Source organism: Pararhizobium antarcticum, from assembly GCF_001885585.1.
GTDB lineage: Bacteria > Pseudomonadota > Alphaproteobacteria > Rhizobiales > Rhizobiaceae > Pararhizobium > Pararhizobium antarcticum.
In genome coordinates, this window is record NZ_LSRP01000095.1 from 1 (window position 1) to 14088 (window position 14088).

At 56.7% G+C, this 14088-nt stretch carries 13 protein-coding genes; 5 read left to right on the forward strand and 8 right to left on the reverse strand.

Going from position 1 to position 14088, the window contains the following annotated elements:
* Positions 1 to 217: 217 nt before the first annotated feature.
* The 5 genes from dctP (at position 218) to AX760_RS27240 (ending at position 3784) form a co-directional block, all read left to right on the forward strand.
* The gene (dctP, locus tag AX760_RS15285; protein WP_071833795.1) at positions 218 to 1201 is read left to right on the forward strand and encodes a TRAP transporter substrate-binding protein DctP; all 984 of its coding nucleotides are present in this window, start codon (positions 218 to 220) and stop codon (positions 1199 to 1201) included.
* A gap of 94 nt (positions 1202 to 1295) precedes the next feature.
* On the forward strand, positions 1296 to 1814 hold the full coding sequence (locus AX760_RS15290; protein ID WP_071833796.1) for a TRAP transporter small permease: 519 nt from the start codon (positions 1296 to 1298) through the stop codon (positions 1812 to 1814).
* Positions 1811 to 3112 (forward strand): TRAP transporter large permease, encoded by a 1302-nt coding sequence (locus tag AX760_RS15295; protein ID WP_071833797.1) that lies wholly within the window; start codon positions 1811 to 1813, stop codon positions 3110 to 3112. The genes AX760_RS15290 and AX760_RS15295 overlap by 4 nt, the downstream gene beginning before the upstream one ends.
* A 10-nt stretch (positions 3113 to 3122) precedes the next feature.
* Positions 3123 to 3569, forward strand: a complete 447-nt coding sequence (locus AX760_RS15300; RefSeq protein ID WP_071833798.1) for a type II 3-dehydroquinate dehydratase — start codon at positions 3123 to 3125, stop codon at positions 3567 to 3569.
* 62 nt (positions 3570 to 3631) lie between these two features.
* Positions 3632 to 3784 (forward strand): hypothetical protein, encoded by a 153-nt coding sequence (locus AX760_RS27240; RefSeq protein WP_175552072.1) that lies wholly within the window; start codon positions 3632 to 3634, stop codon positions 3782 to 3784.
* Between the two features lie 75 nt (positions 3785 to 3859).
* Here the strand turns inward: AX760_RS27240 and AX760_RS15305 are convergent, their stop codons facing one another.
* The 8 genes from AX760_RS15305 to rfbA all read right to left on the reverse strand — a co-directional run bounded on the left by AX760_RS15305 (position 3860) and on the right by rfbA (position 14071).
* A complete protein-coding gene (locus tag AX760_RS15305; protein WP_071833799.1) occupies positions 3860 to 4633 on the reverse strand; it encodes a metallophosphoesterase family protein in 774 nt (257 codons plus the stop codon).
* A gap of 277 nt (positions 4634 to 4910) precedes the next feature.
* Entirely contained in the window at positions 4911 to 5567 is a 657-nt protein-coding gene (locus AX760_RS15310) for a hypothetical protein (protein WP_071833800.1), read from the reverse strand.
* A 44-nt stretch (positions 5568 to 5611) separates the two neighbouring features.
* A complete protein-coding gene (locus tag AX760_RS15315) occupies positions 5612 to 7876 on the reverse strand; it encodes a polysaccharide biosynthesis tyrosine autokinase (protein ID WP_245295033.1) in 2265 nt (754 codons plus the stop codon).
* An 86-nt stretch (positions 7877 to 7962) separates the two neighbouring features.
* Positions 7963 to 8727: a hypothetical protein gene (locus AX760_RS27245; RefSeq protein ID WP_071833801.1), complete on the reverse strand. Its 765-nt coding sequence runs from the start codon at positions 8725 to 8727 to the stop codon at positions 7963 to 7965.
* A gap of 95 nt (positions 8728 to 8822) precedes the next feature.
* A complete protein-coding gene (locus AX760_RS15325; protein WP_071833802.1) occupies positions 8823 to 10022 on the reverse strand; it encodes a polysaccharide biosynthesis/export family protein in 1200 nt (399 codons plus the stop codon).
* A gap of 228 nt (positions 10023 to 10250) precedes the next feature.
* Positions 10251 to 11690 (reverse strand): O-antigen ligase family protein, encoded by a 1440-nt coding sequence (locus tag AX760_RS15330; protein ID WP_342587500.1) that lies wholly within the window; start codon positions 11688 to 11690, stop codon positions 10251 to 10253.
* 146 nt (positions 11691 to 11836) lie between these two features.
* The gene (locus tag AX760_RS15335; protein ID WP_175552073.1) at positions 11837 to 12997 is read right to left on the reverse strand and encodes a hypothetical protein; all 1161 of its coding nucleotides are present in this window, start codon (positions 12995 to 12997) and stop codon (positions 11837 to 11839) included.
* A gap of 210 nt (positions 12998 to 13207) precedes the next feature.
* Positions 13208 to 14071, reverse strand: coding sequence for a glucose-1-phosphate thymidylyltransferase RfbA (gene rfbA, locus AX760_RS15340; RefSeq protein WP_071833830.1), 864 nt, complete (start codon positions 14069 to 14071; stop codon positions 13208 to 13210).
* Positions 14072 to 14088 lie beyond the last annotated feature (17 nt).

Genomic DNA, 14088 nt, shown 5'->3' on the forward strand with positions numbered 1-14088 from the left:
TCAGTTTATAGGATAAAAATAAAAATATAGGACAAAAACGGTTTGACGGGAGATTTTTCTCCTGTAGCCTTCGGGCTCAAAGAGCAGAGATTTCACGCATTTGACTTATACGAACCATTTCGTACACTATCGTCGCAACAGGTCTTCGAGGAGGAAGGCCTGAGTTGAAAGGCGCCACATCGCAGGTGCGATCGGCTCCATCAGAGGAGGACACCCCATGACATTCGATCTGACCCGACGCCATCTGCTGGGCGGCGCAATAGCGGCGGCCACCATGGCACTTCCAGCCTTCGCGCAGGACAAGCCTGCTCTCAAGTTTTCCGCCGTGTTCTCCGAACAGGACATTCGCGCCAACATGATGAAAATGTTTGCCGAGGGCATCGGCAACGACTTCAAACTGGAGCCCTATTATGGGGGCACGCTGTTCAAGCAGGGCACCGAACTTGTCGCCTTGCAGCGCGGCAATCTGCAGATGGGCAACATCGCGCCCCAGGATGTCTCCAAGCAGATCCCCGAATGGTCGGTTTTGACCTCCGCCTATCTTTTCCGCGATGCAGCCCATGTCTCCGCCTTCTTCGCCAGCGAGACCGGCGAGGAATTCAAGAAGATGGCCGAGGACAAGCTGCAGATCCGCATCCTCGGCCCCACCTATTTCGGTGCGCGCCAGGTGGGACTGAAGCCCCAGAAGAAGATCATGACGCCCGCCGACCTGGCCGGCATCAAGCTGCGCATGCCGGGCGGCGACGCCTGGCAGTTCCTCGGCGAGGCGCTGGGCGCCAATCCGACGCCGATGGCCTATGCGGAGGTTTACACGGGCCTGCAGACCGGAGCGATCGACGGGCAGGACAATCCGCTGCCGAACGTCAAGAACATGAAATTCTACGAAGTCATGTCGCAGATCGTCATGACGTCGCACCTGGTCGGGTATGACCTGCTCACGGTCTCCAGCAGCGTCTGGGCGGCCATGAGCGCCGAACAGCAGAAAGCCTTCCAGGCTGCCGCGGACAGCGCCATGAAGTGGAGCGAAGAGCAGCATCTTGCGCAGGAAAAGGCACTGGTTGACGAGTTCAAGGCGGCCGGGCTCGACATATACGAACCGGACATTGCCGCCTTCCGCAAGTTCGCCCAGGACAAGTATCTGAATTCCGATCTCGCCCAGTCCTGGCCGACGGGTATTCTGGAAAAAGTAGCGGCTCTTTGATCCAGACCCGGCCCATGGGCCGGTTCGCGCCATCGATTGCAGCAGACGGGCCGGCATCTCATGGCGGACCGTCTGCATGCTTTGGAGACTTCCGATGATATCGAAATATGTGGCAATCGGCGCGTGGCTTCGGCGCCGTGCCGAAAACATCGTCGCGCTGATGCTGCTTGCAATGTTTGTCGCGTTCCTGCTGCAGATCGTCTTCCGCTATGTCCTCAACCTTTCGATCGGCTGGACCAATGAGATCAGTGTCGTCCTGTGGATCTGGATCGTGCTTTTCGGATCGGCCTTTGTCGTGCGGGAAAGGGACGAGATCCGCTTCGATCTGTTCTGGGGGTCGGCAAGCAACAAGTCGCGCCGCGTGATGCAGTTCATCGCCGCCATGGCGCTGATCATTCTGTTCGGCGCATCGTTGCCGGCGGTCATCGACTATGTGCTGTTCATGAAGGTGGAAAGCACCGCCTACCTGAAAATCCGTTTCGACTATCTCTATTCCATCTATGTGATCTTCGCCGTGGCGATGATCATTCGCTACATCTGGCTCGGGATTGCGGCAATCCGCGGCGAACCTGATGCCACACCGGAACAGACGCCACCGGGGACCGACGCATGAACGTGACAAGCCCTTTCTCGATCGCCGTCGTCGCTATCACACTTCTGGCTTTTCTCGGTCTGCCGATCGGGCTTTCGATGATGGCAGGGTCGATCCTGTACCTGCTTCTGGCCGGCATGGACATGGGCACCGTTGCCGAACAGTTCCTCAACGGCATGTACTCCAACTATGTGATTCTCGCTGTTCCACTCTTCGTGCTTGCCGCAGAGTTCATGAATATCGGTTCGATGACCGAACGCCTGCTCGGTTTCTGCAATATGATTGTCGGCCGCTTTCGCGGCGGGCTGGCGATGGTCAATGTCGCGCAAAGCATCATCTTTGCCGGCATGTCGGGATCCGCCATCGCCGACGCGGCCGGAACGGGCGGGATGATGCAGTCGATGATGACGAGGAACGGACGGTATACGCCGAGTTACGCCGCCGCCCTGACAGCCGTCACCTCCGTCATCGGCCCCATTATTCCGCCATCCATACCGATGGTTGTCTATGCGCTCGTTTCCGACGCCTCGATCGGTTATCTTTTCCTCGCCGGCATGGTTCCGGGCCTCCTGATGGCGGCGCTGCAGATGCTGCAAGTGGGCATCACCGCGCGACGGCGCAATTTTCCGGTGGAGCCGCCGGTGCCGCTGCGCGCGTTTCCGATCATCACATGGAGAGCCCTGCCCGCGCTGATGATGCCCGTGGTCCTGCTCGGCTGCATCTATAGCGGGATCACAACGCCAACGGAGGCCGCCGCGCTGGCTGCAGCCTATGCTCTTTTTGTATCGGCAACGATCTACAGGAGCATCAGTCCCAAGGCCTTCTACGCCGCCCTTTTCAACAGCGCGAAGACGACAACATCGATCGGCATGCTGATCGCCGGTTCGCTCGTCTTCAACTATGTGGTGACGATCGAAAACATACCGGACACGCTCCGCGTCATTCTCACGAACTGGGAGTTGTCGCCGCTCGGTTTCCTGATCTTCGTCAATGTCATTCTTCTGCTGCTTGGCTGCGTTTTGGAAGGCACGGCCATTTTGCTGATCATCGTGCCGGTGTTCATTCCGACCGCACAGGCCCTCGGTATCGACCTGGTTCATTTCGGTGTCGTCGTCGTCGTCAACATCATGCTCGGATTGGTGACGCCACCCTATGGCCTGCTGCTGTTCATCGTTGCCAAGATTTCCGGAGCACCGATGAAGTCCATCGTCAAGGATGCCTTGCCGTTCATCTTCTGGATGGTGGCCTGTCTTCTCGTCATTACATTCATTCCCGACATCGTCCTCTGGCTGCCGCGCCTGATGGGCTACAAAGGCTGAGACGCAAACCATGAGCAACAAGCCGATCTACATTCTCAATGGCCCCAACCTCAACCGGTTGGGCCGCCGCGAGCCGGAGATCTACGGGACGACGACGCTTGCCGAAGTCGAACAGTCGTGCCGGAAGGCTGCGGGCGACAGATCGCTCGAATTCCGACAGAGCAATAGCGAGGAAACGCTGATCGACTGGGTTCACGAAGCCATCGACGAAGGCGCCGGCATCATCATCAACCCGGCAGCCTTCACATTCACGTCGCTCGCCCTTCTCGATGCCCTGAAGATGTTCACCGGTCCGATCATCGAATTCCACATCAGCAACATCCACCGCCGCGAGCAGATCTATCATCGCTCCTACGTCTCCATGACCGCGACCACGGTCATGGCTGGCCTCGGCGCGGCCGGTTATCCTCTGGCGGTCGAGGCGATGGAGATGCTGATCCGCGCGAAAAAACGATGACAGCAAAGACCGGCGCAGGGCGCGCCCGAAGCGCCCCTTGACGATCGTCTTGCGTCTGATCGATGCCTGCCAGGCGCTTGCGGGAGGCAGATGCCCTGGCGGACGAGATCAGCTACGACAGGGCATTGCTGAGCTTCGAGGCGGCCTGGCTGAAGGCGACAGTCTCGGCTTCGCCTTGCATCTGTGCCTGGCGCGTGCTGAAGCAGACATCGTAGTTTCGGCCGCAGCCCCGCAATGGACGCGGTCTTGCCGCAGCCAGCCCAAGACGCTGCTGGCAGGTCATTCAAGCCCTACAGGATCGCGGTTGCCTCCGGCGTTACTTTCAGGACGGTGAGAAGACCGGTGGAATAGCAGCCGGTATCAATGCCGATGCGTCCGTCGCGGAAAACCGGCGCCGGGACGATCGTGTGGCCATGGATGACGGTGATCGGGAGTTTCGGTCCCTCGGAAAGAAACGGCTCCCGGATCCACATCATGTCTTCATCCGTCTGATTGTCCAGTTCCAGGCCTGGCCGAATGCCGGCATGCACAAACAGATAGCGTCCAATCGATATCGAGACCGGCAACCGCTGCAAGAAATCGACATGCTGTTGTGGTACGGCTTCGCGCGCCAGTGCGACCAGGGTCTTCATGCTGCCGGTGGTCTTCAGGACGTAGTCGGCATCGATACCGTAGGACTGCAGTGTCGCCATACCGCCAAAGTCCAGCCAATGCTGTGCACCCGCCCCGTCCCTGATGAAGGCCAGAAATGCGTCATCGTGATTGCCACACACGGCAAAGCGGACAAGATCGTCCGTATGGCGGCGCGAAAGATGTTCGAGCACCGCTGCCGAGCCTTTGCCGCGATCAACAAAATCGCCCAGGTAAATGACCGTGGCACTCTGGTTGCGTAGCTGGCAATCCTCCTGGATGCGCTGTTCGGCATGCAGAAGCTGGTCGATGCAGCCATGGACGTCACCAATGGCATAGATCGGTCCGCGGGTTGCCAGGAGTTTCGTTCGCGTGCGAAGCGCGGGCACGGTGGCTTTCGTTTGCCCCAGAAGGAGGCGAATGAGTTTTCTCATGGATGGCCTTCTAGAGCATCAACCACAAAACGTGAATCGCTATGTGTGTGTCTCGACGGATTTCAGGACCGTTGGATTTACGATGTTCCCATGCACTTCGTATCGACCTGTCCGTGAGGTGATCGCTGCCAAGTCAACCCGTCAAATCATGCGCCCTGACGACGATCAAGCATCACAATCACCGCAGGGCTGAGACCGGCCTCAGGGTCGTGCAAATCAATTGGAACGCGAGGGCTTGTTGTCGGGAACGGCGACATCCGCTTGAAAAGACCATTTTTTATAAGCCATTGCTTACACTTGGCAAGAGCGCGCGCTGTTTGTCTTCCGGCAGAAGTGCGATGCGCGACAGGACGATGCGCTTCCATTCGTCTGTCCGCGGCGTTGCTGGCGACTGAACCGTCTTCGGATCGAGATATCTGAGCGCAAGTGAGATATCCGCGCCGACGATGCTTTCGCCCTCCAGCAAGGTGGCATTCGAAAGCCGCTTCCAGTGGGACAGGCGCGCAGTGATGATGCGACCGCTGCTGGGTTCCATCTGCTGTGACATGGACAGCAGCGCAACCTGTTCCGTCGGATTTTCACCTGCGGCAAGACGCGTCATGGCAAGGCGCAACCAGAGATTTCCATCCGCTGGCGAACACGAAAGGGCGCTGATGACTGCAGCTTCTGCTCTCGAGACTGCTGCGGCCCAGGCGTCATAGTCTGCAGCAATATTCTGCTGATCCGCGAGCGTCAGCGTCAATGTCACGGCAGCCCGCTTGGCGGGCGTGTAACAACCGTTCGTGACAAAAAATGATTCGGGCAACGCCGCAAGGGCCGCCGACGAAACAGGCGCACCGTCCTCAATCAGCTTGGCGGCTGCAAGCGCAGGCGCAGCCTGCAGCGTGTTGACGATCGTGTGGATACTAAGCGCGATCGTAATCGCAAAAGGCATGAAAAGACAAAATTTCCGCACCGTCCCGGCAGCGAGGGCCACACCTAACCCTCGCGATAATAGGCTGAATATCGCGAGTAATAATACTCGCTGGAGCCATAGGATTTATAGAGTTTCAGCTTGTCTTCGTCGACCTTGTTCAGGATGACGCCGAGGCATTTAGCAGCGATCAGCGGCTCGTTTTCCAGCGTTTGCTTGACGATACTTCTGGCCGTCCTGCCCCACTCGACAACAAAGATGAAGCCATCGATCTTCGACGCAATGGCGCGTGCATCGACTACCGGACCAAGCGGCGGCAAATCCACGACGACGTAATCGGCATTCGCTGACACTTCTGAAAGGACCTGCGACATCGCCAGCGAGGACAACAATTCCGACGAATGCGGAATACGCCGCTTCACCACCGCGGGCAGGAATGCGAGTTTGGTCTTTGCATTCATCAGCAGCATGTCGCGAACCGGACGCTGTTCCAGCACCGCTTCAAGCAGGCCTGCATCCGCATGTTTTCCAAGGGCACGCGTTGCGCCGGGATTTCGAAGGTCAGCATCGATCAGGACGGTGCGTGCACCCTGGTTTGCCAGAAGCTCAGCGAAGTTGATTGAAACCGTCGATTTTCCCTCACCCGGAAGGATGGAGACAACCCCGATGATCTTCGATCCCTTGCCCGGAAGGTTCAGATCCGCGGCAATTTTTGCGCTGCGCAAAGTCTCGGCAAAAGCCGACAGCGGGTGATCGATCGCATGATTGTAAATTGGGCTGGCTTTGCGAATGGATCGGGGATGTGTCGACTCCGCGTCGATCTCGGCAGCCTTCCGGTCAGTCGAAGCGACCAGCGGTGCATGCCCGAGATATTCGACACCAAGAACCTCACGGACCTGTTCGCCCGTCCGGAAAAACCGGTCTCTGAATTCCCTGAAGGCACCGATGCCCGCACCTGCCGCGCAGCCCATGATCAACGACAGAGCGAGGATAAGGGATTTTCTCGGATGGCTCGGCCCCTGCGGAGGCGTTGCGCGCGAAATTATGCGGGCTTCGGTGATCGGAAAGGATTGCTGCTGGATCGCTTCCTGGTAGCGTTGAAGAAACGTCTGATAGAGGTTTTTGTAGGTTTCAGCCGAACGCTCAAGTTCGCGCAACTGCACCTGCGTCTCGCCCGCCAAGGCGCTGACGCCCGATGCCAGGGCGACGCTGGATGCCAGACTTTTTTCGCGCGATTTCGAAACATCCAGTTCGCTCTGATAGCTCTCGGCGATACGATTGAGTTCCTCAAACATCAGCCGTTCATATTCGCGCATTTCGCCGCGTAGCCTGACAGCCTGTGAATGGTTGGTGCCGAGCCGATCGGCGATTTCCGCTTCGCGTTTGGACGCCTCGAGGTATTTTTCGCGCAGATTGTTGGAAATCGAACTGTCGAGAACTTCAGAGACGATCGCGTCGTTCTGTCCATTGGCAATAATCGACCGGATACGGTCAAACTTGGCTTGCGCCTTTGCGGTGTCTGCTTGCGCAACAATCATCGCGCTGTTCAGTTCTGTCAGTTGCTGGTCGCTGACGAGGCGGCCGTCACTGGTGAGCAATCCGCTGGATGTGCGAAATTTCTGGACTGCCAGATCGGATTCCAGCGACTTCTGCTTCAACTCTTCGATGCGGTCCTGAAGCCAGGTGCTGGCCCGGCGCGTGGCGTCATATTTCGAGTCCAGCTTGTCTGTCAGGTAAGCGTCAGCGATGCCGCCGGCGATACTGGCGGACAAGGTCGGCGATGCGGAAGTATAGGATATCGAGATAACGTAGGTGCGTCCAACGCGGCTGACACCGACATTGCCCAAAACCGTCGACAAGGCTGACCGCCTTTTGAGCTCGTTTATATCGGCAATATCGGTCGACGACGATGCAAACCATCCTGGAACATTCACAATCGACTTGAACACCGACAGCACTGTTCCAAGCGGCGATTCCGTGGATGCGTTGAATTCCGGATTATCCACGAGCCCCAATTTATCGACGACAGCCAGACCGATCGTATCGGATTTCAACAGTTCGATTTGGCTCAGCACGGAGGCCTCGTCATCGACACCGCCGGCGATGGTCGACAACTGATCGACAACCGCACTGTTTTGTCTGTCGATAAGAACGGTCGACGATGCCGTGTAGAGCGGCACGGCAGACAGTGCATAGGCCGCGCCGAGCAGAACAGCGACGACAGCGGCAACCAAGACTATTTTCCACTGTCGCCGAGCAGCGCCGAGCAACTTGTCGAAGTCGACAGTTTGATTCTGCTCTTCGGCGCTAAAATCGCGCCGTTCTCGAATGTCGGATGCCCTTGTGTACAGCTGCAAAATCTTACCTCAAAAGGTCGAGAATGGACTTGCACGCAAAAAACGCACCAGTCGCTCGGTTAGTTGGTCGGGCTCACATCTTCAATGACGTCGCCGAAGGTGCTGCCAGCATTGTTGACCGCGAATGTTCCACTCTGCGTCACAGTCGAAGCCGACGTGCCGTTCACCCCGTTGGCACCGCCGCCTGCTGTGCCCGTTCCACCAATACCGGCTGCGCCTCCGGCGCCGGCGCCTGCGCCACCTGCCTGGCCAAGTGCTGCTGTCTGTACTTCGTTCAGCGCCGTCGCGAATGCGAGTTCAAGGGCGCCATCTCCAAGCAAAGCAATCTTTTCCTGGATGGTCGCTGCATATTCCGGGTTGCTCTTCTCGCAGGCCTTGGCCACACGGGCGAGACCCGATCCGATGGCAGCAACCTGCATCGAGCTGGCGTTGGGTACGAGGCCGAGAATCGGGTCGAGCGTCGCGGCGTCCGAACCGGCCAGCGAGCGAACGCGGGTCGAAAGCGGCAGACCACCGGACGGGAAGTCCGTCAGCAGCCCTGCGGGGGCACTCAAAAACGCCTGAACTTCCAGCTCTGAAAGCTTAGCCGGACCGGAAAAACATGCCGTTTCGGCAGGGGATGGCGCCAGCGGGGTTTCAGCGGCCGTTTCCGCCGCAGCCTCTGCAGGCGGCGTGGTCGTTGCGGACTGCGCTTCACCTGCAGTGACCGCTGGTGGAGCCGTGTTCGCAGCTTCCTGTGCCACAGCCATATCGCCAAGGAACAAAGCCGAACTTGCCATGCCGACGACGATTCCGACTTTTACTGTAAACGATTTGCCAGACATTTTTCGCCTCCTGAGCGGTGAAATATTTTCGTTCTAATCAGTTTCATTTTAAGGCCACAGAGGTGCCGTGCACCGAAACTGTGGCCCCGTTGCGACTACATCGCCCTTATCGCATCCCGTGTCTCGACGACGTCTGACGATACACCTGCAGCTGTTGAGGTGACCGAATTGACGATGTTGAGGAACTTCAAGAGTTCGACAGAGTCCGAGTTGGAAACATAGATGATGTCCTTGTCGTGCATTGCGAATTGCTGAGCAGCGAACAGCCCTGCAGGATCACGCAGGTTCGCCCGGAAAATCACGGGGACTTCATTTTTCGGGAACTTGTCCGTGTGAACGCCGAGCTTGTTCAGAAGCTCCTTGGGAACGACGCGATAGAGAACCACTTGTTTCGGATCAGCGCGTCCGTCAAGCAGACCACCGGCCTTGCCAAGCGCTTCACCGAGAGACAGATCCGATTCTTCAAAGTCGAAACGACCATTCAGACCAGCGGCACCGAAGGCCAGATAGGTCCGGCGCTCACGATTGACCAGAATGGTGTCGCCCGGGGCGACATAAATGTTTTCTGCCGGGGTATTGGCGAGATGGTCGTAGAGCACCGTCGCAGTCTTCCCGCGACGCTGAAGCGATACATATGTCTCTATGCCAGGAGAACTAAGGCCGCCCGCCTGAGAAATGACATCCAATATGCGTTCGCCGGCGGGGCTCAACTCGATTTTCGAAGGCGAGCGCACGTCACCGAGCACAGCCACCTGAGTGGAACGGCTCCGGACCGTGGTGATCAGGACCTGCGGTTCAATCGCTCGGCTGGCCAGTGTGTCTTCGATATCACGCTGCACCGCCTCCACGGACCGTCCATCCGCCCTGACGCGACCCGCATAGGGCACACTGATTGTACCCCCGCGATCGACGGTCTGCTCCGGAAGCGTAATGAAGTTACCGGGGCGACTACCGGCATCGGCAGGAATGAACAAACCGCCGGACTGCGATTCAAAGATAGCCACCTGGACCACGTCGCCAATCCCAAGCGGCAACTCCGGAGGACCGCCGCGTCCACCGCCGAAACCACCCAGAAGCGACGCGGATTCAGCTTTCCCCAAGTAGGCTAGCGTCGTCTCGTTCACATCGACCAGCGCATAGTCGATGCCGACCTTGTGGTCTTTTGCACTGACAGTGACAGCAGCACCGGCTTCGATGGCGGCATCATCTGCGCCAGCGCGCGGCAATGACGTGCAGGACGTCAGCACAAGGCCGGCAGCGAGCAACGGCACACTCAATAAAAAACGTCCAGACATTAAGTCCCCGATCCGTATTCAAAAATCCCCAGGTACAATTCGTCATTCCCCATGACGGCACACCAGAAAACATAATTTTTACCAGAATTATTTTTTACTTAACCACATAGTGCGTCATCTAAGCCACAGAATTATTCCATAATTTCAATAGTGGTTAACCCAACCGGCGTCTGCTTGCAAGCATACGTGAATCTTCCTGCATATAATTTAACAGTCGCTTATGGCTCTTCACGAAAAACGTCTTTTTTTCACCGCCTTGCCTGCCGAGACAGCGATCATCAAGGCTAAAAAAGAGGCAAAGGTTGCGGCATAGCCGGGTATCTGCAACGAAAAATCGATCGCCGAATGCAGGAGCGTCAGAATCATTCCGCACAGGCCGAGATGCGCGTAGAGCCGCATCGACCGCCGATTGCGGATACCCCGCCAGAAAGCAACACCGCAAACACCAACGCCCACCACCACAAGCGGCCAGAATAGTATGCCCAGTCCGGCATAGCCTTCCAGGTAGACGTTATGCGCCCTGACCCAGGCGCCATAGAGACCACAATGCGGATCTCTGTATGCGGAAAACGCGACGCGAAAGGTTCCGAACCCCCACCCCGTCAGCCATCTGTCATCGGCCATCTCCAGAAGCCCCGGAAGAACGCAGAAGCGCGCATCTTCACCGCCTGCCACTTGAGCCCTCAGAACCGTGCGCCCACCAAACAGCGCTAGACCAGCGACTGCAATGCCCAGGATGATTGCAAGGCGAAGGAACCTTCCTGCGAGCGAAACGCGCCGGCGCTCCATTCCGCTGCCTGCAATGTCGACCGGATAAAATGCAGCCAGAACGATGAAACAGGCAACGGCGAGGACGAACGACGCCATGGCACCCCGGGACTGGGTCAGGAGCAGCGACAGAACGGCAAGCAAAAACATGATGGCCGCGGCCAGCAACTCGAGATGAGCGCGACCCAGATTCAGGGGTACACCGTTTGCGAAGCGATCCAGATTGTATCTGAGCCTGCATAGCCTTGCCACCTCGCAAAACCAGACGACAAAAACCAGTGCGACCAGCCCCAGGAAAGTTCCGGCGGTGTTCCTGTTCACAAAAACGCTCGTCAGACTACCGACATATGCGCTCTTTTGAGAGAACAAGAGCGCATCTGGGAAGAGCCCATATTGAATAAGGCCGAACAAAACCAATACGCTCAGAAAATAGGCCGCAATCCGCAATGCACGCCTTACGTCCTCGTCATTTGGAAAAATAATCAATACCGCCAGAAAGGTTATGAACGGTCCGCTCACGTTGAGGATCGAATTGAACGTATCGCCGCTGGCAACAGAGATGGTTTTGGTGCCGTCAACGCCAAGCGCTCTGGCGGAATCCCAAACGGAGTTTCCGAGGAGATCGCTCGGGAGGGTTTGAGCGAAAATCCAAACACTGAGGATCGAGACGATGATCAAAGCCGAATTGAAGATGTTTTTCGTGTGCGCCGGCACGCCTTTAATGAGGACTGCGAACGCTCCCGAAATGGCAATCAGTCCGTATCCGATGGCTTTCGGGAGATCTGTGACCCCACCGAAAGAGAACAGCAAACATAAAAGCCCGGCGATATACACAGCCACGATCGCACGATTGGCCAGCAGGCCAGCATCGCCTGGAACTATCCGGTTTATGCCATGCACGTCGACCAAGCCTCATTACGCCGGTACGATCCAAAGGGAGATCTCAGATCCATTAATACGACTCCAAAGCAGGTGCTAATACAAATTGAATATTCGAACAATCTTCATAATTCAGAGGAAAAACGCAAATGCGACCCGACCCGTTCTTAATGCGTGCTGAGACGGGGCCGAGAGAACTTCGCGTAGGATACAAGAACGCCAATAAAGAAATAAACCAATTCCGATTGATGCAGTGGATTGAGGAATGACAAGGCGGCAATTGGCGCCAGAATCTTTATGGACGAATTTCCAACGCCGACAAAAATAACGAGCCACATCAGAAAGCCGATTGGCCCGGCGATGATCCAGAGGTCAAGAGGCACGGAAAAGACTGAATTTGTACCTTCACCCAGCCCCTTCACCACGATCCAGCTGTTCGAGAAAAACGCCTCCACAAACCCCCAGCCAAAGCCCAGCGGATTGTCTTTCAACAGGTCCAAACTCGTCAAAAGCGCCAGTCCGCGCTCCTCCTCGAGCTTCACGGCAAGCTTGTCTCCCGACAGTTCATCAGAAAAGAGCGAAATATAGAAAACGGCGCCGATCAGTGTCGGGAAAATCCTGATCCAAATCGGCAAGCGGGAATGCAGGAGAAAGGCTATGCCGGCGGCAATGAAGGTGGTTTTCGAGCCGGACAGCAGCATGACGATGGCATTGAAGACGATGAATAGCACAAAGCCTTTGGTTGTCTTGTCTCGGAGAACCAGAATGTAGGAAAACAGAAGAAAATAGACCGCCAGCCAGTTTCTTTCTCTGAAGGTGCCGTGCAATGCGCCCTGGCCAAAATCGAGCGCCTCAAAGATAACCGGAAGTTCCAGCGCCTGGGTAACATATTGAAAAGCAAGAAACAGGAACAGGAAACCGTAGCCGAGTGGGAAATCCCGGTTTGCGTAACGACCGCCGAGCCATCGCCCCACCAAATAAAAGGACGGATAGAACAAGGCGAACTTGATTAACTGCTCGTATTCCTTGATCCTTGGGTAGTCCTGGAAAAATGTCAGCGTAAAAGCGAAATAAAGGAACGCAATATAGACGACAAGCTCAGCAACTGAAATCTTGACACTGCGATACAGCAACATCATCGCCAGGGCGAAAAGAACCCATAGATGCGCCGGTTGGGCGATCGACAGTTTCACGGCCTGAAAGGGCAGCAGAAGCAACCCAAACAAGAGCACCAATTCCTCTGGGTCTTTCCAGCGAATCTTCGAGCGTCCCGCGACGTCTTGCGAATGCATACCCACAGCAACATGTCGCTCGTAGATTGAATTCACCAACTCGCCTCTCCAATGCCATCCAGCGTCATCGTATGTTTGGCCGCAGCCGAATGGTCAAGCCTTCGCGCGTCTCACAGATGGGCTGACGCGATTTTTCACACGCGCGCGAACTTTATGGCACTCCCAAAACGCCCGGAACTGGTTTTTCAGGATTATGACATTTGCGCCCGATCGGAAGGGACCGGTCGCAAATGACACGATTAGCCCCTAGCCGAGCAATTTCAGGAGATAGCGTCCATAGCTGCTCTTTCCGTATTCCTGTGCAAGAACCCGAAAACCGGCTTCATCGATCAGACCCATCCGGAACGCGATTTCCTCGGGGCAGCAAATCTTGAAACCCTGACGGCGCTCCAGCGTCGCTACGAATTCGCTGGCTTCCAGGAGACTGTCCGGTGTCCCGGTGTCGAGCCATGCATAGCCGCGGCCCATCAACTCCACGTTTAGCGTGCCCCGTTCCAGGTAAGCCTTGTTCACATCCGTGATCTCAAGCTCGCCGCGTGGGGAGGGTTTGAGGTTTGCTGCGATATCGACAACGTCGGAATCATAGAAATACAGCCCGGTGACGGCCCAGTTCGACTTCGCGACCTCTGGTTTCTCCTCGATCGATACTGCCTTCATGTCCGAATCAAACTGAACCACGCCGTAGCGTTCAGGATCACTGACATGGTAAGCAAACACCGTTGCGCCATCCGGCCGCAAAGCCGCATTCTTAAGGAGATCGGTGATGCCGTGCCCGTAAAAGATGTTGTCGCCAAGCACCAGGCAGCACGACGAGGAGCCGATGAAATCGGCACCGATGACAAAGGCCTGGGCAAGCCCGTCCGGCGAGGGCTGTACAGCATAGCTCAGCGAGATTCCCAGTCGGGAACCGTCACCCAACAGCGCCTGAAAATTGGGCAGGTCGCGCGGCGTCGAGATAATCAGAATGTCCCGGATCCCTGCAAGCATGAGCATGGACAGCGGGTAAAAAATCATCGGCTTGTCGTAAATCGGCATGAGTTGCTTTGACAGAACCGACGTCATCGGATGAAGGCGCGTGCCGCTGCCACCCGCGAGAATAATACCCTTCATGATCTGCGTCTCCATTC